The sequence below is a fragment of the Mycobacterium scrofulaceum genome (assembly GCF_002086735.1).
Taxonomy (GTDB): domain Bacteria; phylum Actinomycetota; class Actinomycetes; order Mycobacteriales; family Mycobacteriaceae; genus Mycobacterium; species Mycobacterium scrofulaceum.
Genome location: NZ_MVIJ01000033.1, coordinates 1 through 23,175, shown reverse-complemented (window position 1 = coordinate 23,175; position 23,175 = coordinate 1). Strand labels below are relative to the sequence as shown.

Annotated in this window: 23 protein-coding genes; 16 read left to right on the top strand and 7 right to left on the bottom strand. The window is 69.1% G+C overall.

The features are described from left to right. Window positions 1-23: 23 nt before the first annotated feature. The 3 genes from BST44_RS19830 to BST44_RS19815 all read right to left on the bottom strand — a co-directional run bounded on the left by BST44_RS19830 (window position 24) and on the right by BST44_RS19815 (window position 3,570). Complete coding sequence (locus BST44_RS19830) at window positions 24-761, bottom strand: DUF5666 domain-containing protein (protein WP_083178844.1); 738 nt, start codon at window positions 759-761, stop codon at window positions 24-26. Between the two features lie 109 nt (window positions 762-870). After that, complete coding sequence (locus BST44_RS19825; protein ID WP_208619842.1) at window positions 871-1,656, bottom strand: DUF5666 domain-containing protein; 786 nt, start codon at window positions 1,654-1,656, stop codon at window positions 871-873. Between the two features lie 87 nt (window positions 1,657-1,743). Further along, the gene (locus BST44_RS19815; protein WP_083178804.1) at window positions 1,744-3,570 is read right to left on the bottom strand and encodes an acyl-CoA dehydrogenase; all 1,827 of its coding nucleotides are present in this window, start codon (window positions 3,568-3,570) and stop codon (window positions 1,744-1,746) included. 278 nt (window positions 3,571-3,848) lie between these two features. Here BST44_RS19815 and trxA point away from each other — a divergent pair, with 278 nt between their 5' ends. Continuing rightward, on the top strand, window positions 3,849-4,202 hold the full coding sequence (gene trxA, locus BST44_RS19810) for a thioredoxin (RefSeq protein WP_007171854.1): 354 nt from the start codon (window positions 3,849-3,851) through the stop codon (window positions 4,200-4,202). Window positions 4,203-4,238: 36 nt separating this feature from the next. Here trxA and BST44_RS19805 read toward each other — a convergent pair whose 3' ends face one another. Next, entirely contained in the window at window positions 4,239-4,538 is a 300-nt protein-coding gene (locus BST44_RS19805) for a hypothetical protein (RefSeq protein ID WP_083178803.1), read from the bottom strand. A 149-nt stretch (window positions 4,539-4,687) separates the two neighbouring features. Between BST44_RS19805 and BST44_RS19800 the strand changes: the two genes are divergently transcribed. The 3 genes from BST44_RS19800 (at window position 4,688) to BST44_RS19790 (ending at window position 7,436) form a co-directional block, all read left to right on the top strand. After that, window positions 4,688-5,497 (top strand): enoyl-CoA hydratase, encoded by an 810-nt coding sequence (locus BST44_RS19800; RefSeq protein WP_083178802.1) that lies wholly within the window; start codon window positions 4,688-4,690, stop codon window positions 5,495-5,497. A 21-nt stretch (window positions 5,498-5,518) separates the two neighbouring features. After that, window positions 5,519-7,147: an ABC-F family ATP-binding cassette domain-containing protein gene (locus BST44_RS19795; RefSeq protein ID WP_083178801.1), complete on the top strand. Its 1,629-nt coding sequence runs from the start codon at window positions 5,519-5,521 to the stop codon at window positions 7,145-7,147. A 91-nt stretch (window positions 7,148-7,238) separates the two neighbouring features. Beyond that, window positions 7,239-7,436, top strand: coding sequence for a helix-turn-helix domain-containing protein (locus BST44_RS19790; RefSeq protein ID WP_083178841.1), 198 nt, complete (start codon window positions 7,239-7,241; stop codon window positions 7,434-7,436). A gap of 13 nt (window positions 7,437-7,449) precedes the next feature. On the opposite strand, the gene BST44_RS19785 is transcribed toward BST44_RS19790, so the two are convergent. Together BST44_RS19785 and BST44_RS19780 are read right to left on the bottom strand one after the other, a co-directional pair. Then, window positions 7,450-8,031 carry a TetR/AcrR family transcriptional regulator gene (locus BST44_RS19785; RefSeq protein WP_083178800.1) on the bottom strand — a complete coding sequence of 194 codons (582 nt, stop codon included), beginning with the start codon at window positions 8,029-8,031 and terminating at the stop codon, window positions 7,450-7,452. 12 nt (window positions 8,032-8,043) lie between these two features. Continuing rightward, window positions 8,044-10,860 (bottom strand): aconitate hydratase, encoded by a 2,817-nt coding sequence (locus tag BST44_RS19780; RefSeq protein WP_167380231.1) that lies wholly within the window; start codon window positions 10,858-10,860, stop codon window positions 8,044-8,046. A 229-nt stretch (window positions 10,861-11,089) separates the two neighbouring features. On the opposite strand from BST44_RS19780, the gene BST44_RS19775 reads away from it, so the two are divergent. The 9 genes from BST44_RS19775 (at window position 11,090) to BST44_RS19735 (ending at window position 20,125) form a co-directional block, all read left to right on the top strand. Beyond that, the gene (locus tag BST44_RS19775) at window positions 11,090-11,632 is read left to right on the top strand and encodes an Rv1476 family membrane protein (protein ID WP_083178839.1); all 543 of its coding nucleotides are present in this window, start codon (window positions 11,090-11,092) and stop codon (window positions 11,630-11,632) included. A gap of 240 nt (window positions 11,633-11,872) precedes the next feature. Next, a complete protein-coding gene (ripA, locus tag BST44_RS19770) occupies window positions 11,873-13,309 on the top strand; it encodes an NlpC/P60 family peptidoglycan endopeptidase RipA (RefSeq protein ID WP_083178799.1) in 1,437 nt (478 codons plus the stop codon). A gap of 10 nt (window positions 13,310-13,319) precedes the next feature. After that, window positions 13,320-14,054 (top strand): NlpC/P60 family peptidoglycan endopeptidase RipB, encoded by a 735-nt coding sequence (gene ripB / locus BST44_RS19765; protein ID WP_083178798.1) that lies wholly within the window; start codon window positions 13,320-13,322, stop codon window positions 14,052-14,054. Window positions 14,055-14,206: 152 nt separating this feature from the next. Beyond that, complete coding sequence (gene moxR1 / locus BST44_RS19760; RefSeq protein WP_083178797.1) at window positions 14,207-15,340, top strand: chaperone MoxR1; 1,134 nt, start codon at window positions 14,207-14,209, stop codon at window positions 15,338-15,340. A 38-nt stretch (window positions 15,341-15,378) separates the two neighbouring features. Then, window positions 15,379-16,290 (top strand): DUF58 domain-containing protein, encoded by a 912-nt coding sequence (locus tag BST44_RS19755; RefSeq protein WP_083178796.1) that lies wholly within the window; start codon window positions 15,379-15,381, stop codon window positions 16,288-16,290. After that, window positions 16,287-17,294 carry a VWA domain-containing protein gene (locus BST44_RS19750; protein ID WP_083178795.1) on the top strand — a complete coding sequence of 336 codons (1,008 nt, stop codon included), beginning with the start codon at window positions 16,287-16,289 and terminating at the stop codon, window positions 17,292-17,294. Before BST44_RS19755 ends, BST44_RS19750 begins: the two co-directional genes overlap by 4 nt. Before the next feature lie 175 nt (window positions 17,295-17,469). After that, window positions 17,470-18,237: a 3-oxoacyl-ACP reductase FabG1 gene (gene fabG1 / locus BST44_RS19745; RefSeq protein ID WP_083178794.1), complete on the top strand. Its 768-nt coding sequence runs from the start codon at window positions 17,470-17,472 to the stop codon at window positions 18,235-18,237. Window positions 18,238-18,282: 45 nt separating this feature from the next. Further along, window positions 18,283-19,092 carry an NADH-dependent enoyl-ACP reductase InhA gene (gene inhA / locus BST44_RS19740; protein ID WP_083178793.1) on the top strand — a complete coding sequence of 270 codons (810 nt, stop codon included), beginning with the start codon at window positions 18,283-18,285 and terminating at the stop codon, window positions 19,090-19,092. Window positions 19,093-19,114: 22 nt separating this feature from the next. Then, complete coding sequence (locus tag BST44_RS19735; protein ID WP_083178792.1) at window positions 19,115-20,125, top strand: ferrochelatase; 1,011 nt, start codon at window positions 19,115-19,117, stop codon at window positions 20,123-20,125. A 4-nt stretch (window positions 20,126-20,129) separates the two neighbouring features. Here BST44_RS19735 and BST44_RS19730 read toward each other — a convergent pair whose 3' ends face one another. Next, on the bottom strand, window positions 20,130-21,059 hold the full coding sequence (locus BST44_RS19730; protein WP_083178791.1) for an Rv1486c family protein: 930 nt from the start codon (window positions 21,057-21,059) through the stop codon (window positions 20,130-20,132). A 57-nt stretch (window positions 21,060-21,116) separates the two neighbouring features. Here BST44_RS19730 and BST44_RS19725 point away from each other — a divergent pair, with 57 nt between their 5' ends. From BST44_RS19725 to BST44_RS19715, 3 genes are read left to right on the top strand one after another with little or no spacing between them, the layout of a single operon-like run. Next, window positions 21,117-21,554 carry an NfeD family protein gene (locus tag BST44_RS19725; RefSeq protein ID WP_083178790.1) on the top strand — a complete coding sequence of 146 codons (438 nt, stop codon included), beginning with the start codon at window positions 21,117-21,119 and terminating at the stop codon, window positions 21,552-21,554. A 36-nt stretch (window positions 21,555-21,590) separates the two neighbouring features. Further along, entirely contained in the window at window positions 21,591-22,736 is a 1,146-nt protein-coding gene (locus BST44_RS19720; protein ID WP_083178789.1) for an SPFH domain-containing protein, read from the top strand. A gap of 9 nt (window positions 22,737-22,745) precedes the next feature. Continuing rightward, entirely contained in the window at window positions 22,746-23,102 is a 357-nt protein-coding gene (locus tag BST44_RS19715; protein ID WP_083178788.1) for a DoxX family protein, read from the top strand. Window positions 23,103-23,175 lie beyond the last annotated feature (73 nt).

Genomic DNA, 23,175 nt, shown 5'->3' with positions numbered 1-23,175 from the left:
CAGGCCCCCTCCGCCTAGTGGTGCTAAAGGTGGAAGGGCAGGTGCGGCAGGTGGAGGTGGTGGTGGTGCGGATGCCCCATCGGCGGGCACGTCTGGAGGCTGATCGTGGCCGCGTGCAGCACGCCGGCGTCCTGAATTCCCTGCGCCCCCATGCATTTCCCGTGGGCGATCGCCTGGACGCCCGTGGGCGTCTGCCGCTGGTATGACGTCGAGTTGGCGACCGTCACGTTGGTGGGGGCCGCCTGCGGACCGATGCCGCTGACCCCGATGGTGTCGCCGGAGACCGAGGTGACCGTGCCGTAGAAGCCGGCAGGCGGCGGACACCTGCCGTCGACGGCGGAGGTGATCGTCACCGACTGCGCCGTGATCGCGCCACCGGTCGGAGCGCTCTGCGGGGCGGCGCGCACGTTGACGCAGCTGCCCGGGGTGACGTCGGTCAGCTTGGCCGGGGCGACCTGCACGACCCGCGTGGACGGCGCGAAGTCCACCGTCGCGCTCCCGCTTCGGGTGCGGAGCTCGATCGTGCCGCCCGACACCGACTCGATCAGCCCCTCGACGTGGTCCTTGCCCGCGGGCGGGGGCGCGGGCGGCGGCGCCGCGTTCGGCGCCGGCGCGGCGGCCGCCGGGGTCACCGCCGGCTTGGCGGGACTCGTGGGTTTTGTGTCGTTCGAACGGCACATTGCGACGCACAGCGCGATCACCGCCACCACGGCCACGAGCGCGAGCCGGGCGAGCCGGGGGCTTACCGAACTGGCGGGCATCGTCACGTCTCCGATCGCGCGGTCAATCGACAGCGGATACCCAGGTGAGCGCGGTTGTCACAACCGCGCTCACCTGGTGTGACGGTGATCTCAGCGTCCGGGGCCGCGATCAGCCGCCCTGCCCGGGAGGCTTGGGCTTGCCGCATTTGCCGTCGGTGGCCTGCCGGACGTTGATGCTGGTGGCCTGCAGCGCGCCCCCGTTGTCCATCGTTCCGCGCGCCCAGACGCACTTACCCTGCGCGATCGCGTCCGTGGTGGCGGAGGACTGCTTCATGTACTTCGTCTTGTCGTCGACCGTCACGGCCGTCTGCGTCGTGTTGCCGCTGGGGTCGGTGCCGGTGACGTTGATCGTGTTACCCGCCACCGAGGCGACCGAACCCCGGATGGCGGCCGGTTTCGGGGCCGGCGCCGGTGACCCCGGGGGCGGCGGCGTGGGGGAACTCGGACTCTGCGCCGTCGGCTTGGCCGGGCACGCCCCATTGACGGAGGGGCTGACCTTCACCGACGCCGCGGTGACGGGCTGACCGCCCTGGGCTTCCCGGGCGGGCCGCACGGTCACGCAGCTGCCCGAGGTGACGTCGGTCAGCGCGGCGGGCGTGGTCTCGGTGACCTTGGTGGTGGAGGTGAAGTTCACCGCGGCGGTGGAGTTGTCCTGCTTGGTGACCTGCATCGAGTTGCCCGCCACCGACGCGATCATGCCGCTGACCTTGGCTTCGCCGGTGGCCGGTCCCGGCGATGTGGTCGTCGACGTCACCACCGACGTGGACGTCGACGTCGACGTGGTCGGACTCGACTTGTTGGACGAACCGCACGCGGCGAGGGACAGCGCGGCGACCCCGGCGACCCCGAGGACTGCGACCCGGGTGAGCCGGGGGGTTGGACAGCTGGCAGACATCAACGTTTCTCCCATCGTGGTTGGACCCGACGGAATGGGTATTACCGGTTGAAGCTGTACGTAACCTGTGTGTAACGCGCGGGACGGTCAGAACGCCTGCTCGGGAACGCGCATGACGTCGTCGTCGATGGACTCGATGACCTTGCGCAGCGACGCGAGCCTCGGCAGCACGTTCTTGGCGAAGAACGCCGCGGTCGCGACCTTGCCCCGATAGAACGCCGCGTCGTCTCCGGCAGCGTCCGCCAGTGCGGCGTGCGCGACGCCGGCCTGCACCAGCAACCGCCAGCCGATGAGCAGATCGCCGACCGCGAGTAGGTACCGCACCGACCCCAGTCCGACCTTGTAGATCTCGGTGGGGTGCTGGGCGGCGGACATCAGGTAGCCGGTCAACGCGCCGGTCATCGCCGTGACCTCGTCGAGCGCGGTCTGCAGCAACAGCGCCTGCGGATTGAGCGCCTCGTCGCAGGCGTCGATCGTCGCGGTGATCTGGGCCGTCACGAACTGCAGGGCCTGGCCGCGGTCGCGGACGATCTTGCGGAAGAAGAAGTCCAGCGCCTGGATGGCCGTGGTGCCCTCGTAGAGCGAGTCGATCTTGGCGTCCCGGATGTACTGCTCGAGGGGATAGTCCTGCAGGAAGCCCGAACCGCCGAGCGTCTGCAGCGACTCGGTCAGGACTTCGTAGGCCCGCTCCGAGCTCACGCCCTTGACGATCGGCAGCAGGAGGTCGTCCACGCGGTGCGCCATCTCGTGATCGGCTCCCGAAACATGTTGTGCCGTCGTGTCTTCCTGGTGTGCGGCGGCGTACATGTACAACGCCCGCAAACCTTCGGCGTAAGCCTTCTGCGTCATCAGGCTGCGGCGGACGTCCGGGTGGTGCATGATCGTCACCCGCGGCGCGGTCTTGTCCGCCATCTGCGTGAGGTCCGCGCCCTGCACCCGCTCCTTGGCGAAGGCCAGCGCGTTCAGGTAGCCCGTGGACAGCGTCCCGGCGGCCTTGACGCCGATCGTCATGCGCGCGTGCTCGATCACGGTGAACATCTGCGCGATCCCGTTGTGCACGTCGCCGACGAGGTACCCGACGGCGGGGACATCGGTTGCGCCGAAGGTCATTTCGCATGTCGGGGAGGACTTGATGCCCATCTTGTGTTCCAGCCCGGTGGCAAAAACCCCGTTGCGGGGCCCGAGTTCGAAGGTGTCGGGGTCGAACAGGAAGTTCGGCACATAGAACAGGCTCAGCCCCTTGGTTCCCGGTCCGGCGCCCTCCGGCCGTGCCAGCACCAGGTGGAAGATGTTCGCGGCGGTGTCGCCGACGTCACCACCGGAGATGAACCGCTTGACCCCCTCGATGTGCCAGGTGCCGTCGGGTTGCTCGATGGCCTTCGCGCGGCCGGCGCCGACGTCCGAGCCCGCGTCGGGTTCGGTGAGCACCATGGTGGCCGCCCAGCCGCGTTCCACGCCCTCGGCCGCCCAGCGCCGTTGCTCTTCGTTGCCCTCGACGTAGAGGGCCTGGGCCATCAACGGTCCGAGGCAGAAGAAGTTCGCGGAAGGGTTGGCGCAGATGATCATCTCGTTCACCGCCCATGCCAGCGGCGGTGGGGCGGCCATGCCGCCGATCTGTTCGTCCAGCATCAGCCGCCACCAACCGGCCTCCTTGATCGCGTGCACGGTCTTGGCCAACTCGTCCGGCACGCTGATCGAGTGCTCGGCCGGGTCGAAGACCGGCGGGTTGCGGTCGGCGAAGGCAAAGGTTTCCGCCACCGGGCCCTCGGCCAGGCGGGCGGCCTCTTCGAGGATGGTTCGAGCGGTTTCCTCGTCGAGGTCGCTGAAGCGTCCGTCGCCCAGCACGGCGCCCACGCCGAGCACTTCGAAGAGGTTGAACTCGAGATCACGGACGTTAGCGATGTAGTGGCCCAACGCGATTCCCTCACTGGTCTCCGAGGCGGCGGATCGTCCGTCTCAGTGTGTCCGACGTGGGAAAACGTACGCAACCGTAACCTACGGCGGGCCGCGGGCGGGTTACGCGCCGATGTCGTCGCGGCGAACCGGGCGCATGCCCGCTTCCGTTGCGCGCGAGGCATACCCGGAAACGGGGCCCGGCTGAGCCCGGCCCCCCGGTCTGTGTGCCGGCGTCGCCCGAGCGCGGCGGGTTCCTGCCCGGGAACATCACGCCGCGTTCCGGCGTTACGGCAAATGTGACAACACTCGATCTCACTGCTGAGAAGTTCAACGAAACCATCGAGGGCAACGACATCGTGCTCGTCGATTTCTGGGCGTCCTGGTGCGGCCCGTGCCGCCAGTTCGGGCCCACTTTCCAGGCGTCCTCGGAGAAGCACCCCGACATCGTGCACGCCAAGGTCGACACCGAGGCCGAACAGCAGTTGGCCGCCGCCGCCCAGATCCGCTCGATCCCCACGCTGATGGCCTTCAAGAAGGGCAAACTGCTCTTCAACCAGCCGGGGGCGCTGCCGCCGGCCGCCCTCGAAGACCTGGTGCAGCAAGTCAAGGCGTTCGACGTCGACGCGGCGATCGCCGAGCAAGGCGAATAGAACCGTCCCGTGGCGACCCGCCGTCCCAGTGGACGGTCACGGGGTCGGAAGTCGCGTGCCCTCTGCCGCCGTGACGCGCGCCGAATCGTGCGACCGCAAGGCATGCGGCTGGCGAGCGCGCGGCGTCCAAGCCGCCCCGTTCGTGGGAGTGGCAACCCACGCGCCCACCGCGGCCGACAGCGCCTCGCCGGAAGCGGACCCGCTGCGAGGTCCCTCGGTCTCCGCCCTGGTGGCGGCGCACGATTTGAGGCCCAACTGTGACGCGGGCAGAGCGGCCAGCGCGCCCACGAACAGCAGGCAATCCTCTTTGAAGCTGTCGATGCGTGCTCTGAGCATGAGCTTCCTTAAAAGCTAAAGCGAGGGGCGGTCATGATTACCCGGCCGCCGTCGCCGGCAAACTTGGAGCCCTCTCCAAACCGTGAGCCCGAAACTAGAGGATCCCGCCAGCGGCCGGGCCGTCCGCCGGCACGCGCTAGGTTGCTTGAGTGAGTCTGGTACTGGTAGAGCACCCGCGGCCCGGCGTCGCGCTGATAACCCTCAATCGGCCCGAGCGGATGAACTCCATGGCGTTCGACGTCATGGTGCCGCTCAAGGAGGCGCTGGAGAAGGTCAGATACGACAATTCGGTGCGCGTCGTCGTGCTGACCGGGGCGGGGCGGGGGTTCTCGTCGGGTGCCGACCACAAGTCCGCGGGCTCGGTGCCGCACGTCGAGGGGCTGACCCGCCCGACGTATGCGCTGCGCTCCATGGAGGTACTCGACGAGGTCATCCTGGGGCTGCGGCGCCTGCACCAGCCGGTGATCGCCGCGGTCAACGGCCCGGCCATCGGCGGCGGGCTGTGTCTGGCGCTGGCCGCGGACATCAGGGTCGCCGCCACGGGTGCGTACTTTCGCGCGGCCGGCATCAACAACGGGCTGACCGCCAGCGAACTGGGGCTGAGCTACCTGCTGCCCCGGGCCATCGGCTCCTCGCGGGCGTTCGAAATCATGCTGACCGGCCGCGACGTCACCGCCGAGGAGGCCGAGCGCATCGGGCTGGTGTCGTGCCAGGTGCCCGACGAGCAGCTGCTGGACACCTGCTACGCGATCGCGGCGAGGATAGCCGCGTTCTCGCGGCCGGGAATCGAGTTGACCAAGCGCACACTGTGGAGTGGCCTGGACGCCGGTAGCCTGGAAGGGCACATGCAAGCCGAAGGCTTGGGTCAGCTGTTCGTTCGTCTGCTCACCGCCAACTTCGAAGAGGCGGTTGCCGCGCGCGCGGAGCGACGCCCGCCGGTGTTCACCGACGACAAGTAGCCACGACACGAGGGAGACGATGTGATCACGGCCACGGACCTCGAGGTCCGCGCTGGTGCGCGCATCCTGCTCTCACCCGACGGCCCGGACCTGCGCGTGCAGCCCGGCGACCGGATCGGGCTGGTCGGCCGCAACGGCGCCGGCAAGACCACGACCCTGCGCATCCTGGCGGGGGAGACCGAGCCTTACGCCGGGTCGGTCGCGCGCGCCGGTGAAATCGGTTACCTGCCACAGGATCCCAAAGAGGGCGACCTCGAGGTGCTGGCCCGCGACCGCGTGCTCTCGGCCCGCGGCCTCGACGTTCTGCTCACCGACCTGGAAAAACAGCAGGCGCTGATGGCCGAGGTCGCCGACGACGACGCCCGCGACCGCGCCATCCGCCGCTACGGACAGCTGGAGGAGCGGTTCGTCGCGTTGGGCGGCTACGGCGCCGAGAGCGAGGCCAGCCGCATCTGCGCGAGCCTTGGCCTGCCGGACCGGGTGCTGACCCAGAAGCTGCGCACGCTCTCCGGCGGCCAGCGCCGCCGGGTGGAGCTGGCGCGCATCCTGTTCGCGGCGTCCGACACCGGTGCGGGGTCCTCGACCACCCTGCTCCTCGACGAGCCGACCAACCACCTGGACGCGGATTCGATCGGCTGGCTGCGGGACTTCCTGCGGTCGCACACCGGCGGGCTGGTGATCATCAGCCACAACGTCGAGTTGCTCGCCGACGTGGTGAACCGGGTGTGGTTCCTGGACGCCGTGCGCGGCGAGGTCGACGTCTACAACATGGGCTGGCAGAAATACCTCGACGCCCGGGCCACCGACGAGCAGCGGCGCCGCCGGGAGCGCACCAACGCCGAACGCAAGGCCGCCGCGCTGCGCACGCAGGCCGCCAAGCTGGGCGCCAAGGCCACGAAAGCCGTTGCCGCCCAGAACATGCTGCGCCGTGCCGACCGGATGATGGCCGCGCTCGACGACGAGCGGGTCGCCGACAAGGTGGCCCGGATCAAGTTCCCCATCCCGGCACCGTGCGGGCGCACGCCGTTGGTCGCCAAGGGGCTGAGCAAGTCCTACGGGTCGCTGGAGGTGTTCAGCGGTGTCGATCTGGCCATCGACCGCGGCTCGCGGGTGGTGGTGCTGGGGCTGAACGGCGCCGGCAAGACCACGCTGCTGCGCCTCTTGGCCGGCACCGAGGAGCCCGACACCGGCGGCCTGGAGCCCGGACACGGTTTGCGGATGGGCTATTTCGCGCAGGAGCACGACACCCTCGACAACGACGCCAGCGTCTGGGAGAACATCCGCCACGCCGCGCCCGACTCCGGCGAGCAGGACCTGCGCGGCCTGCTGGGCGCGTTCATGTTCAGCGGACCGCAACTCGACCAGCCGGCGGGCACCCTGTCGGGCGGCGAGAAGACCCGGCTCGCGCTGGCCGGCTTGGTGGCGTCCACCGCCAACGTCCTGCTGCTCGACGAACCGACGAACAACCTCGACCCCGCCTCGCGCGAGCAGGTCCTCGACGCGCTGCGCAGCTACCAGGGTGCGGTGGTGTTGGTGACGCACGATCCCGGGGCGGCCGAGGCCCTCGACCCCCAGCGCGTCGTGCTGCTGCCCGACGGCACCGAGGATTTCTGGTCCGCCGAATACCGGGACCTGATCGAGCTCGCCTGATTTGTTCGAAATCGCCCGCGGCCGGCGGCGGGTTCCTACTCTGGGTGCTTGCGATCGTGTTCGGGCGCGGAGGGCATCCATGAAAAGGACACTGCAAAGGTCGAAGAAGACCCGCGAGCAGCTGTTGTTCGAGCTGCGCAACGCCTACGAGGGCGGGGCCAGCATCCGCACGCTGGTCGCGTCCACCGGCAGGTCATACGGATCGATTCACAGCATGCTGCTGCAGGCGGGCACCACGATGCGCGCCCGCGGTGGTCCCAACCACACCTCGCGATCCGCGCGGGTGTAGCGCCGGGGCGCAGCTATTCCTGCGGCCCAGAATCGTTGCGGCGCACCGACTTCTCCACCAGGTCGAGGACCGCCGACAGCCGCCGCGGGTCTTCGCCCGAGGCCAGCCGGGCCACCAGCCCGTCGAGCACCAACTCCAGATAGCACTGCAACACGTCGCCGGGAACGTCGTCGCGCACCCGGTGCGCCTCCTTCTGCCGGCGCAACCGATCGGTCGTCGCCGCGGCCAGTTCCGCCGACCGCTCCGCCCAACCGCGGCTGAAGTCCGGGTCGTTGCGCAGCTTGCGTGCGATCTCCAGCCTGGTGGCCAGCCAGTCGAATTGATCGGGCGCGGCGAGCATGTCGCGCATCACCTGGATGAGGCCCTCGCGCGACGCCACGTCGGCCATCCGCTCGGCATCCTCGTGCGCCAGCGCGAAGAACAGCGCGTCCTTGTCGCGGAAGTGGTGGAAGATCGCACCCCGCGACATTCCGATGGCCGTCTCCAGCCGCCGCACCGTGGCCTTGTCGTAGCCGTATTCGGCGAAGCAGCGGCGAGCGCCGTCGAGGATCTGGCGGCGGCGCGCCGCCAGATGGTCCTCGCTGACTTTGGGCACCGGCGGTGACGGCTAAGACTTCAACATGTTGCGCAGCACGTACTGCAGGATGCCGCCGTTGCGGTAGTAGTCGGCCTCGCCGGGGGTGTCGATGCGCACCACGGCGTCGAACTCCACCGGATCGCCGGACTCCTTGGTTGCCGTGACGCGCACCGTCTTTGGCGTCTTGCCGTCGTTGAGCGCCTCGATGCCGGTGATGTCGAACACCTCGGTGCCGTCCAGCCCCAGTTCCTTGGCGGACTTGCCCTCGGGGAACTGCAACGGGATCACGCCCATGCCGATCAGGTTGGAGCGGTGGATGCGCTCGAACGACTCGGCGATGACCGCCCGCACGCCCAGCAGCAGCGTGCCCTTGGCCGCCCAGTCCCGCGACGACCCGGAGCCGTACTCCTTGCCGCCCAGCACCACCAGCGGAATGTTCTGCGCCGCATAGTTTTGCGCCGCGTCGTAGATGAACGCCTGCGGGGCGCCGTCCTGGGTGAAGTCGCGGGTGTAGCCACCGGAGACGTCGTCGAGCAATTGGTTACGAAGCCGGATGTTGGCGAACGTTCCGCGGATCATCACCTCGTGGTTGCCGCGCCGCGAACCGAAGGAGTTGTAGTCCTTGCGCTCGACGCCGTGCTCGTCGAGGTACTGCGCGGCCGGGGTGCCGGGCTTGATAGCGCCGGCGGGGGAGATGTGGTCGGTGGTCACCGAGTCGCCCAGCAGCGCCAACACCCGGGCGCCTTCGATGTCTTTGACCGGCTCGGGGTCGGCGGACATCCCCTCGAAGTACGGGGGCTTGCGAACATACGTCGAATCCTGGTTCCACTCAAAGGTATTGCCGCTCGGGGTGGGCAGGTTACGCCACCGCTCGTCGCCCTTGAACACGTCGGCGTAGTTCTTGGTGAACATCTCCTGGCTGATCGCCGAGGCGATGGTGTCCGAGACGTCCTTCTGCGACGGCCAGATGTCCTTCAGGTAGACGTCGTTGCCCTCTTTATCTGTCCCGAGCGGCTGCTGATCGAAGTCGAAGTCCATGGTTCCCGCCAGCGCGTAGGCGACCACCAGCGGCGGCGACGCCAGGTAGTTCATCTTCACGTCGGGGTTGATCCGGCCCTCGAAGTTCCGGTTGCCGGACAGCACCGCGGCCACTGACAGGTCGTTGTCGTTGATCGTCTTGGAGATCTCGTCGGGCAGCGGCCCCGAGTTGCCGATGCACGTGGTGCAGCCGTAGCCGACCAGATAGAAGCCGAGCTTCTCCAAATACGGCCACAGGCCGGCCTTGTCGTAGTAGTCGTGGACCACCTGGGAGCCGGGCGCCATCGTGGTCTTGACCCACGGCTTGGAACTCAGGCCCTTCTCGACGGCGTTGCGGGCCAGCAGCGCCGCACCCAGCATCACCTCCGGGTTGGAGGTGTTGGTGCACGACGTGACCGCGGCGATGACGACCGCGCCGTGGTCGAGTTCGAATTCGCCGCGGTCCTCGGACTTGACACGAACCGGGCTGCTGACTCGGCCCTTGGCATGTGCCGCGGCCGATTCGAACTTCGGTGCGTCGTCGGCGTGACCGTTCTCCAGCGCCCCGGGGTCACTGGCCGGGAAGGACTCGTCGACCGCCTCGTCGAGCTTGGAGTACTCCTTCTTGTCGGGGTCGTCACCGACGTAGTCGCCGATCTGACCGCGGAAGGTGGACTTGGCGTCCGACAGCGGAATCCGGTCCTGCGGGCGCTTCGGCCCGGCGATCGACGGCACCACGTCGGACAGGTCGAGTTCGAGGTATTCGGAGAAGGCGGGCTCGTGCTTGGGGTCGTGCCACATGCCCTGCTCTTTGGCGTACGCCTCGACCAGCGCCAGCTGCTCCTCGGAGCGGCCGGTGAACCGCAGGTAGGAGATGGTCTCCTCGTCGATCGGGAAAATCGCTGCGGTGGAGCCGAATTCGGGGCTCATGTTGCCCAGGGTGGCGCGGTTGGCCAGCGGCACCTCGGCCACGCCCTCGCCGTAGAACTCGACGAACTTGCCGACCACGCCGTGCTTGCGCAGCATCTCGGTGACGGTCAGCACGACGTCGGTGGCGGTCACGCCGGCCTGGATCTCACCGGTCAGCTTGAACCCGACGACCCGCGGGATCAGCATCGACACCGGCTGCCCGAGCATCGCGGCCTCGGCCTCGATGCCGCCGACGCCCCAGCCCAGCACGCCCAGGCCGTTGACCATGGTGGTGTGCGAGTCGGTGCCCACGCAGGTGTCCGGGTACGCCACGCCGTCGCGCTCCATCACCACGCTGGCCAGGTACTCGATGTTGACCTGGTGCACGATGCCGGTGCCCGGCGGCACCACCTTGAAGTCGCGGAAAGCGCCCTGGCCCCACCGCAGGAACTGGTAGCGCTCGCCGTTGCGCTGGTACTCGATCTCGACGTTGCGCTCGAAGGCGTCGGCGGTGCCGAACAGGTCGGCGATCACCGAGTGGTCGATCACCAGGTCCGCCGGCGCCAGCGGGTTGACCTTCTCCGCCTTGCCGCCGAGGTCGCCGATGGCCTCCCGCATGGTGGCCAGGTCGACGATGCACGGCACCCCGGTGAAGTCCTGCATCACGACCCGGGCGGGCGTGTACTGGATCTCGATGCTGGGCTCCGCCTTGGGATCCCAGTTCGCGATGGCCTCGATGTGGTCTTTGGTGACGTTGCTGCCGTCCTCGTTGCGGAGCAGGTTCTCGGCGAGGACTTTGAGGCTGTAGGGGAGTTTCTCGGTGTTGGGGACGGCGTCGAGACGGTAGATCTGATAGCTCTTGTCGCCGACCTCGAGGGTGTCGCGTGCTCCGAACGAGTTCACAGAATCTTCTTTGGTCACTTCAACTCCCGGGATTAAGTTCTCCCGCCGACGGGCCGTGCCGGCGGTGCGGTGCTACTTTAACAGTACGCTTGTCCTGCATTATGACGGGGCGCCCGTAGGTCCAGTCTTGTCGCCTGAGTCGGTGGTTTAAACCCCCCGCGACCCCCGAATGCGCGGCGACCGTCACGCTAGAGTGACCGCGGTGGCCGAGCGCCACGCCAGCGTGACGGTGGAGCAGGAGGGAACCATGACGTCGCACCCGGTGCTACCCGTCTACATCCCGCAAGACGTCGACATGACCGCGGTCAAGGCCCAGGTCGCCGCCACCGGTGTCAGCGCGCCCGCGGCGGATATGCCGGGTCTGCTGCACATCGTCGACGAGGCCCACGCCAAGGGCATCAACCTCAAGATCGTGCTGCTCGACCACAACCCCCCGAACGACACCCCGCTGCGCGACATCTCCACCGTCGTCGGCGCCGACTATCACGACGCCACCGTTCTGACGCTGAGCCCGAGTTACGTCGGCTGCTACAGCACCCAGTTCCCGCGCGTCACCCTGGAGGCCGGCGAGGACATCGCCAAGACGGGCAATCCGGTGGTCTCGGCGCAGCACTTCGTGAACGAGCTCAGCACGCCGGAATTCCCCTGGACCGGGCTGACCATCTTCCTGTTGCTCGCCGTGTTCGCGGCGGCCGTCGCGACGCGCGTCCTGCAGGTGCGCTGCCGGCGCCCAGCAACGCCGACGGATTCGCCGGGAGCGCAGGAAGTGACGCCCACCAACACGGCTTAGCCACCCGTATCCGGCTCCGCCGGTCCGGTCGGCCGTCGCTGGGGCGGGCTCAACGGCAAACACGGTAGGTCACCGTTCGGTCACATTAAACGCACGTAGAGAGTGCGATTTCTGTGGAGCGTTTGCACGCCCAATAGTGTGACGTACGGAGCAAATGATGCTGGTGTTGTCTTTGGCGCCGTTAGTGAACTCTGTGGCCGGCGCCGCCCGTCGCGTTGAGCCGTAGGAGACCTGAGTCGAATGAGACGCACACGCCGGGGCTCCGCTGCGCGGCCGGTCGCGAGGCTGGTCCGGCCGGTCGTGCCCTCGGTCCTGAGCGTGGCACTGCTGCTCTGCACGCCGGGCCTGGCGCACGGTGATCCCGCCGCCGACAGCCTGGCCGGGCTGATCGCCAACGTCGCCAAGGCCAACCAGCGGCTGGAAAATCTCGGCGCCGAAATCCAGACGGAACAGGAGAGCGTCAACAAGGCCCTGGTCGACGTCGAGACCGCGCGGGACAACGCCGCCGCGGCCCAACACGACCTGGAGGCCAGCCAGCAGGCGGTCAAGGACGCCAACGCCGCGATCGCCGCGGCGCAACAGCGGTTCGACACCTTCGCGGCGGCCACCTATATGAACGGCCCGTCGAGCAGTTACCTGACCGCCGCCAGCCCTGACGACATCATCGCCACCGAAGCCGCCGCCAAGACCCTTTCGGCGAGCTCCCAAACGGTGATGGCCAAGCTGCAGCGGGCGCGGACCGAACAGGTGAACAGGGAGTCGGCGGCACGGCTGGCCAAGCAGAAGGCCGACAAGGCCGCGGCCGACGCCAAGGGCAGCCAGGACGCCGCGGTGGCGGCACTGACCGACTCCAGGCGCAAATTCGACGAACAGCGCCAGCAAATCACCCGCCTGGCCGCCGAGCGCGACGAGGCGCAGGCCAAACTCGAAGCGGCGCAACGGGAATGGTCGGCCGGCCGGGGCGGGCCCGCCGCACCGGCGTCGGGGGACCGGTGGGAGACCGGCTCGTCGGGCGCCCCGGCGCCGCAGGGCGGGGCGCGCCGGTGGGACGGCGTCTGGGACCCGACCCTGCCGATGATCCCCAGCGCCAACGTTCCCGGCGACCCGATCGCGGTGATCAACCAGGTGCTGGGCATCTCGGCCACGTCGACCCAGGTCACCGCCGGGCTCGGCCGCAACTTCCTGCAGCAACTCGGCATCCTCAAGCCCGACGACACCGGCATCACCAACGCGTCCCCGGGAGCGACGGCCGGGCGGATCCCGCGGGTGTACGGGCGGCAGGCCAGCGAATACGTGATCCGGCGCGGCTTATCACAGATCGGCGTGCCCTACTCCTGGGGCGGCGGCAACGCGGCCGGCCCCAGCAAGGGCATCGACTCCGGCGCCGGCATCACCGGCTTCGACTGTTCGGGCCTGGTCCTCTACTCGTTCGCCGGGGTGGGCATCAAGCTGCCGCACTACTCGGGCTCGCAGTACAACCTGGGCCGCAAGATCCCGTCCTCGCAGATGCGCCGGGGCGACGTCATCTTCTACGGGCCGGGCGGGTCCCAGCACGTGACGATCTACCTGGGCAACGGCCAGATGCTCGAGGCGCCCGACATCGGGCTGAAGGTCCGCGTCGCGCCGGTGCGCACCAGCGGCATGACCCCCTACGTCGTCCGCTACATCGAATACTGAACGGGGAGCCATGCGCCGCAAGCGGATTCGTCTCATCAACTTCGCCTGGATCACCGCGGTGGTGGCCGGGCTGACGCTGTCTGTCGCCGCCCCGACGCCCGTCGCCACGGCCGACCCCGGCGGGTGGGACCCCACCCTGCCGGCGACCATCAGCGCCGGCGCCCCCGGGGACCCGCTTGCCGTCGCCAACGCCTCGCTGCAGGCCACCGCGCAGGCCACCCAAACGACGATGAACCTGGGCAGGCAATTCCTGGGCGGCCTCGGAATCAACATCCTGGGCGATCCCGCGCCCACCGCGGCCGCCCCCACCAACCCCGGCGGCAAGATCCCGCGCGTCTACGGCCGGCAGGCCATCGAGTACGTGATCAAGCGGATGGGATCGCAGATGGGTGTCCCGTACTCCTGGGGCGGCGGATCGCTGGACGGCCCCAGCAAGGGCGTCGGCGAGGGCGCCAACATCACCGGGTTCGACTGCTCGGGCCTGATGCGGTACGGCTTCGCCGGCGTCGGGGTGCTGATCCCGCGGTTCTCCGGCGACCAGTACAACGCCGGCCGGCACATCCCGCAGGACCAGGCCCGGCGCGGCGACCTCATCTTCTACGGCCCGAACGGCGGCCAGCACGTGACGATGTATCTGGGCAACGGCCAGATGCTGGAGGCGTCCAGCCTGGCCGGTCACGTCACCGTCAGCCCGGTTCGCAAGCCCGGCATGACGCCGTTCCTGACTAGGATCATCGAGTACTGATCCAGGTCCGCCCGCCCGGCCGTATCCCGGGGGCGAACCACCAGCGTCGACGGAATCCGGCGGGCCTGGAATAGTTGGACGCGGGCACGTCGCGGCCCCACGACAGTGGTGGTGCAAGCAGTCGTGTCCGAATGAGCTGTGGAGGGTTATTGATGACAGCAGCAGGTGGGCCGCCTCCGGGCGCCAGCGGTTACTCGGGCCCGGGAGGTCCTGCCGGCGCGCCGGCCCATGAAGCGCCGTCCGGCGGCGGCAACGGCCTGGCCGCCGAGGTGCACACCCTGGAGCGGGCCATCTTCGAGGTCAAGCGGATCATCGTCGGCCAGGACCAGCTCGTCGAGCGGATGCTCGTCGGCCTGCTCTCCAAGGGGCACGTGCTGCTCGAGGGTGTTCCCGGCGTGGCCAAGACGCTGGCCGTCGAGACCTTCGCCAAGGTCGTCGGCGGCACGTTCGCCCGCATCCAGTTCACGCCCGACCTGGTGCCCACCGACATCATCGGTACCCGCATCTACCGGCAGGGCAAAGAGGAGTTCGACACCGAGCTCGGCCCGGTGGTGGTGAACTTCCTGCTCGCCGACGAGATCAACCGCGCGCCGGCCAAGGTGCAGTCGGCGCTGCTGGAGGTGATGCAGGAACGGCACGTGTCGATCGGTGGCAAGACCTTCGACCTGCCCAACCCGTTCCTGGTGATGGCCACGCAGAACCCGATCGAGCACGAGGGCGTGTACCCGCTGCCCGAGGCGCAGCGCGACCGCTTCCTGTTCAAGATCAACGTCGGGTACCCCTCGCCCGAAGAGGAGCGGGAGATCATCTACCGGATGGGCGTGCGGCCGCCGGAGCCCAAGCAGATCCTGAACACCGGCGACCTGTTGCGGCTGCAGGACATCGCGGCCAACAACTTCGTCCACCACGCGCTGGTCGATTACGTGGTGCGCGTCGTGACCGCCACCCGCCATCCCGAGCAGCTCGGCATGAACGACGTCAAGAGCTGGATCTCGTTCGGTGCGTCCCCGCGTGCCTCGCTGGGCATCATCGCCGCGTCCCGCTCGCTGGCGCTGGTGCGCGGCCGCGACTACGTCATCCCGCAGGACGTCGTGGACGTCATCCCCGACGTGCTGCGGCACCGCCTGGTGCTCACCTACGACGCCCTCGCCGACGAGATCTCGCCGGAGATCGTCATCAACCGGGTCCTGCAGACCGTTGCCCTGCCGCAGGTCAACGCCATTCCGCAGCAAGGGCAATCGGTGCCCCCGGTGATGCAGCCCGCCGGCGCGGCCAGCGGTCGGTGACGCAGCCCCAGCAGCCGGCGGTGTCACATCCGCCATCGATGCAGCGCGGGCAGATCGTGGACCCGAAGCTGGCGGCGGCGCTGCGGCAACTCGAACTGACGGTCAAGCGCAAGCTCGACGGCGTCCTGCACGGCGACCACCTCGGCCTGATCCCGGGGCCGGGCTCGGAGCCGGGGGAGTCCCGCGAATACCAGCCCGGCGACGACGTCCGGCGGATGGACTGGGCCGTCACCGCGCGCACCATGCACCCCCACGTCCGGCAGATGATCGCCGACCGCGAGCTGGAGACGTGGCTGGTGGTGGACATGTCGGCGAGCCTGGACTTCGGCACCGTCGGGTGCGAGAAGCGCGACCTGGCGGTGGCGGCCGCGGCGGCGATCACCTTCCTCAACAGCGGCGGCGGCAACCGGCTCGGGGCGTTGATCGCCAACGGCCAGACCATGGTCCGGGTCCCGGCGCGCTCCGGGCGCCAGCACGAGCAGACGCTGCTGCGCACCATCGCCACCACCCCCAGGGCGCCGGTCGGGGTGCGCGGGGATCTGGCGACGGCCATCGACGCGCTGCGGCGACCGGAACGCCGCCGCGGCATGGCGGTGATCATCAGCGACTTCCTGGGTCCGATCAACTGGATGCGCCCGCTGCGGGCGATCGCGGCGCGGCACGAGGTGCTGGCCATCGAGGTGCTCGACCCCCGCGACGTCGAGCTGCCCGACATCGGCGACGTCGTGCTGCAGGACGCCGAGTCCGGCGTCACCCGCGAGTTCACCATCGACGCCCAGCTGCGTGACGACTTCGCCAAGGCTGCCGCGGCGCACCGCGCCGAGGTGGCGCGCACCATCCGCAGCTGCGGGGCCCCGGTGCTGACCCTGCGCACCGACCGGGACTGGATCGCCGACATCGTCCGCTTCGTCGAGTCCCGCCGGCGCGGTGCATTGGCGGGGCGGCAGTGACATTGCCGCTGCTGGGCCCGATGTCGTTGTCGGGCTTCGAACATGCGTGGTTCTTCCTGTTCCTCTTAATCGTCGCCGGGCTGGCCGCGCTCTACATCGTGATGCAGCTGGCGCGGCAGCGGCGGATGCTGCGGTTCGCCAACATGGAGCTGCTGGAAAGCGTCGCCCCCAAGCGGCCGCCCAAGTGGCGGCACGTGCCGGCGATCCTGCTGGTGGCGTCGCTGGTGCTGCTCACCATCGCGATGGCGGGGCCGACCAACGACGTCCGCATTCCCCGCAACCGCGCGGTGGTGATGCTGGTGATCGACGTGTCGCAGTCGATGCGCGCCACCGACGTGCAGCCCAACCGGATGGCGGCCGCGCAGGAGGCGGCCAAGCAGTTCGCCGACGAGCTGACCCCGGGCATCAACCTGGGGCTGATCGCCTACGCGGGGACCGCGACCGTGTTGGTGTCGCCGACCACCAACCGCGACTCGACCAAGCGCGCCCTGGACAAGCTGCAGTTCGCCGACCGCACCGCCACCGGCGAGGGCATCTTCACCGCGTTGCAGGCCATCGCCACGGTCGGCGCGGTGATCGGCGGCGGCGACGCGCCGCCGCCCGCGCGCATCGTGTTGTTCTCCGACGGCAAGGAGACGATGCCGACCAACCCGGACAACCCGAAGGGCGCCTTCACCGCGGCGCGCACCGCCAAGGACCAGGGCGTGCCGATCTCGACGATCTCGTTCGGCACGCCGTATGGCTTCGTCGAGATCAACGACCAGCGCCAGCCGGTCCCCGTCGACGACGAGACGCTGAAGAAGGTGGCCCAGCTCTCGGGCGGCAACGCCTACAACGCGGCCTCGTTGCAGGAGCTGAAATCCGTGTACGCGACGCTGCAGCAGCAGATCGGCTACGAGACGATCAAGGGCGATGCCAGCGTGGGCTGGGTCCGGCTGGGTGCGCTGGTGCTGACGTTGGCCGCGCTGGCGGCGCTGCTCATCAACCGCCGCCTGCCGACTTAGCGGTTTCTCTCGCCGAGTGTGCAGCTATTGCGAGATTCGGCCAGATTTTTCGCGGTAGCTTCACGCTCGCTGCCTCGAGCGTCACGCTTGCCCCCCAGCGTCACACCAGCGTGACGCGGGCGACATCCCAGGGGGAGATTTCAACCAGGCCAACCCCAGGCGATAGGTTGACGGGGTGACTGACACGGCCACCGAGAACACCACCGAAAGTGCCGCCGACGGCGGCAAACCCGCCTTCGTGTCCCGCTCGGTCCTCGTGACGGGCGGAAACCGGGGGATCGGTCTGGCGATCGCACAGCGGCTGGCCGCCGACGGCCACAAGGTGGCCGTCACGCACCGCGGCTCCGGGGCGCCCGAAGGGCTGTTCGGTGTCGTGTGCGACGTCACCGACAACGAGGCCGTCGACCGCGCGTTCAAAGAGGTCGAGGAGCACCAGGGTCCGGTCGAGGTGCTGGTGTCCAACGCCGGCATTTCGAAGGACGCCTTCTTGATCCGGATGACCGAGGAGCGCTTCACCGAGGTCATCAACGCGAACCTCACCGGGGCATTCCGGGTGGCCCAGCGGGCCTCGCGCAGCATGCAGCGCAAGCGGTTCGGCCGCATCATCTTCATCGGGTCGGTGTCCGGCATGTGGGGCATCGGCAACCAGGCCAACTATGCGGCCGCCAAGGCCGGCCTGATCGGGATGGCCCGCTCGATCTCCCGCGAGCTGTCCAAGGCCAACGTGACCGCCAACGTCGTCGCCCCGGGTTACATCGACACCGAGATGACCCGCGCGCTGGACGAGCGGATCCAGGCGGGCGCACTGGAATTCATCCCGGCCAAGCGCGTCGGCACCGCCGAGGACGTCGCCGGGGCGGTCAGCTTCCTGGCGTCCGAGGATGCGGGCTACATCGCCGGCGCGGTCATCCCGGTCGACGGCGGCATGGGCATGGGCCACTGAGTTCAACCACGACAAGGACGTCAACCCCGACATTGAAGGACGGACATGGCAGGACTGCTCGACGGCAAACGGATTCTGGTCAGCGGGATCATCACCGACTCGTCGATCGCGTTTCACATCGCCAAGGCGGCCCAGGAAGCCGGGGCGCAGCTGGTGCTGACCGGATTCGACCGGCTGCGGCTGATCCAGCGCATCGCCGACCGGCTGCCGGAGAAGGCCCCGCTGATCGAACTCGACGTGCAGAACGAGGAGCACCTGAAGACCCTGGCCGAGCGGGTCACCGCCGAGATCGGTGAGGGCAACAAGCTGGACGGCGTGGTGCACTCCATCGGCTTCATGCCGCAGACCGGGATGGGCATCAACCCGTTCTTCGACGCGCCCTACGAGGACGTCTCCAAGGGCATCCACATCTCGGCGTACTCGTACGCCTCGCTGGCCAAGGCGTTGCTGCCGATCATGAACCCCGGCGGGTCGATCGTCGGGATGGACTTCGACCCCAGCCGCGCCATGCCCGCCTACAACTGGATGACGGTGGCCAAGAGCGCGCTGGAATCGGTCAACCGGTTCGTCGCCCGCGAGGCCGGCAAGTTCGGGGTACGGTCCAATCTCGTTGCGGCGGGGCCTATCCGAACGCTGGCGATGTCGGCGATCGTCGGCGGTGCACTCGGCGAGGAGGCCGGCGCCCAGATGCAGCTGCTCGAAGAGGGCTGGGACCAGCGCGCGCCGATCGGCTGGAACATGAAGGACCCCACCCCCGTCGCCAAGACGGTGTGCGCCGTGCTCTCGGACTGGCTGCCCGCCACCACGGGCACCATCATCTTCGCCGACGGCGGCGCCAGCACCCAGTTGCTCTAAAAGCGGAATTGCGCTAGCCCAAATGGAATTCGACGCCGTCCTGCTGCTGTCCTTCGGCGGGCCGGAAGGGCCCGACCAGGTGCGGCCGTTCCTGGAGAACGTCACCCGCGGGCGCAACGTGCCGCCCGAACGCCTGGACGACGTCGCGCAGCACTACCTGCATTTCGGCGGGGTGTCGCCGATCAACGGGATCAACCGCGCGCTGATCGCCGAGCTACGGGCGGAACTCGACCTGCCGATCTACTTCGGCAACCGCAACTGGGAACCCTATGTCGAGGACACGGTTGCGGCCATGCGCGACAACGGCGTTCGCCGCGCCGCGGTATTCACCACGTCGGCGTGGAGCGGCTACTCCGGCTGCACGCAGTACTCCGAGGACATCGCCCGCGCGCGCGAGGCCGCGGGGCCGGGCGCACCCGAGCTGGTCAAGCTGCGACGCTATTTCGATCACCCGCTCTTCGTCGAGATGTTCGCCGAGGCCGTCGCGGCCGCGGCGCGGACCGTGCCCGCCGGCGCGCGGCTGGTGTTCACCGCCCACTCCGTCCCGGTGGCCGCCGACCAGCGCCTCGGCCCGCAGCTCTACAGCCGCCAAGTCGCTTACGCCGCAAGGCTTGTCGCGGCCGCCGCCGGGTACGCCGACTACGACCTGGCGTGGCAGTCGCGTTCGGGACCGCCGCAGGTGCCGTGGCTCGAGCCCAGCGTCGAGGACCATCTCGCTGGGCTGGCCGCCTCGGGCACCGAGGCCGTGATCGTCTGCCCGGTCGGGTTCGTCGCCGACCACATCGAGGTGGTGTGGGATCTCGACGAGGAGTTGCGGGCGCAGGCCGACGCGGCGGGGGTGGCTTTCGCCCGGGCCGCCACGCCCAACGCCGACCGCCGATTCGCCCGGCTGGCCGCCGATCTCATCGACGAGATGCGCACCGGGCGCCCGCCGGCGCGGGTGAGCGGCAGCGACCCGGTGCCCGGTTGTCTGGCCGGCGTGAACGGCGCGCCGTGCCGTCCGCCGCACTGCGTTGCGGCCCAATGCGCCTAACGGGTCACGACCAGTCGGCCCAGGCCGAGTGCAGGATCGCGGTGACGGCGGCCATGCGTGCCGAACGCACCACGGCGGTCAGCGGCCGCAGCGCGTCGCTGGCGATGCGGGCCTCCGAAGACGATTGAGTCCCGAACGGTTCGGGCCCCGCGACGATGGGCGCGGTGAACCGCTCGGGTGAGTCGGGTGACCGGCTGAGCCCGGCGCTGACCGCGATGATGGCGTCGACGTGCGCGGCGTTCTCCAGCACGCGCAACGCGCGCGACGGCGCATGGTCGGGAACGCGGTGCTGCCGTGCGGATTCCAGCAGCTGCTCGACGAGCCCGCGGGGATCGTCGATGTCGGCGGCGGCCGAACCCAGCCCGACGGCGCCGAGCGCGTCGGCGGCCGACCGCACCGCCGACCGCAGCGAGTATTCGGCATCCCCGAGCTCGTAGTGGTCGAGCACCGGCGCGCCCGGCAGCGAATACACCGTCCAGGACAGCGCGCACAGTTCGGGGAAGTCCTCCTCGTCGTCGTAGCAGAACTCGGGGACCAGCCCGACGGCGGCGGCGGGATCGTGGGGGTTGGCGATGATGATCGCCTCGCCGGCGGCCAACGCGTCACGCTCGAATTGCGTGCCGGGCGCCAGCCCGCGCACGTCGCCGGGCACCGGCAAAAGCACGTTGATCGTCCCGCACAGGCGGCCCCACCCGTCCGCGCCGGGTGCCGACCGGCCGACCGCGGCGCGCAGCGTCTGCAGCAGCGTCACCGCCCCGGCGTCGTTCACATCGGGCCACGGCAGCCCGGTGTGGCCGGCGGCGACCGCATCATACGCGGTGACCGATTGCTTTGGCGCCCATACTGATAACGCGTCGAGGACGTCGTCGGGCGCGGCCTTGCCTGCGAGCCAGGCGTTGGCCCACAGGGACAGCGAGACACTGGGACACCACACGATTCCGCAGTGTAGTTGTTTTGCCCGGCAAAGGCGGATCACGCGTATTCTGGCCGCATGCACGCCGCGGTGCTTTGGCTAATATTCGCGCTGGTGCTCGCCGGTGCGGAGGCCCTTACCGGGCATCTGTTTTTGGTGATGCTCGGCGGCGGTGCGCTGGCGGCGGCAATCACCAGCTGGCTGACGGACTGGCCGGTCTGGGCCGACGGAACCGTGTTTTTGATCGTCTCGGTGCTGCTGCTGGTGCTGGTTCGGCCCGCGCTGCGCCGCCGCCTCACACCGGCGCGCGTGCCGCAGGTGGGCATCGAGGCGCTGGAGGGCAGGAACGCACTGGTGCTGGAGCGGATCTCCCGGGACGAGGGCCAGGTGAAGCTCGACGGCGAGGTGTGGACGGCGCGGCCGCTCAACGAGGCCGACGTGTACGAACCGGGGGAGTCGGTGACCGTCCTGCAGATCGACGGCGCCACGGCGGTGGTGTTCAAGAGCGGTCCTTGATGGCCGCGAGAGACGCTGTGAGAGAGAGGAACTCGGGTGCAAGGTGCGGTTGCTGGTTTGGTGTTGCTGGTCGTCCTGGTGATCTTCGCCATCGTGGTGGTGGCCAAGTCCGTCGCGCTGATTCCGCAGGCGGAGGCCGCGGTGATCGAGCGGCTGGGCCGATATAGCCGGACGGTCAGCGGTCAGCTGACGCTGTTGGTGCCGTTCATCGACCGCGTCCGTGCCCGGGTGGACCTGCGGGAACGGGTGGTGTCGTTCCCGCCGCAGCCGGTGATCACCGAGGACAACTTGACGCTGAACATCGACACCGTGGTCTACTTCCAGGTCACCAATCCGCAGGCCGCCGTCTACCAGATCAGCAACTACATCGTCGGCGTCGAACAGCTGACCACCACCACGCTGCGCAACGTGGTGGGCGGCATGACGCTGGAGCAGACGCTGACCTCCCGCGACCAGATCAACGGCCAGTTGCGCGGCGTGCTCGACGAGGCGACCGGTCGCTGGGGCCTGCGGGTCGCGCGGGTCGAGTTGCGCAGCATCGACCCCCCGCCGTCCATCCAGGCCTCGATGGAAAAGCAGATGAAGGCCGACCGCGAGAAGCGGGCCATGATCCTGACCGCCGAAGGCATGCGCGAGGCCGCGATCAAGGAGGCCGAGGGCAACAAGCAGGCGCAGATCCTGGCCGCCGAGGGCGCCAAGCAGGCGGCGATCCTGGCGGCCGAGGCCGAGCGGCAGTCCCGCATGCTGCGGGCCCAGGGCGAGCGCGCCGCGGCGTACCTGCAGGCGCAGGGGCAGGCCAAGGCCATCGAGAAGACATTCGCCGCGATCAAGGCCGGCAGGCCCACCCCGGAGATGCTGGCCTACCAGTACCTGCAGACGCTGCCGGAGATGGCCCGCGGCGACGCGAACAAGGTCTGGGTCGTGCCCAGCGATTTCAACGCGGCGCTGCAGGGCTTCACCAAGCTGCTGGGCGCCCCGGGCGAGGACGGTGTGTTCCGGTTCGAGCCGTCGCCGGTCGAGGACGCACCCAAGCGCAGCGCCGACGACGACGCCGACGTCGCCGACTGGTTCTCCACCGAGACCGACCCGGCGATCGCGCAGGCGGTGGCCAAGGCCGAGGCGATCGCCCGCCAGCCGGTGGACGGCACACCGCCGGGGGCGCCGCCGCAGTTGGGCCAATAGGATTGCTCCATGAGCGTTTTCACTTCGCCGAAGACCTACGCGGCGCTCGGCGTCTTCCACGCCGTGGACGCGGTGGCGTGCGGTGTCCAGGTGGCCCCCATCAAGAAGGTCCTCGACGACGTCGGGCTGCCGGAGAACGTGCGGCCCGTGCTGCCGGTGGTGAAGGCGGCCGCCGCCGTGGGCCTGCTGTCGGTCACCCGCTTCCCGGCGCTGGCGCGGGTGACGACGGCGATGCTGACGGTCTATTTCGTTCTCGCGCTGGGTGCGCACATCCGGGTGCGCGACAAGGCCGTCAACGCGCTCCCGGCGGCGGTTTTCCTGGCCACGTTCGCGGTGATGACGGCGAAGGGGCCCGACCGCGGCTAGACGGTATGGGGGGCGGCGTGAGGCCGAAGGCCTCGGGCTGCAATCGGACGTGGGTTGCCTGTATCGAGTGAAC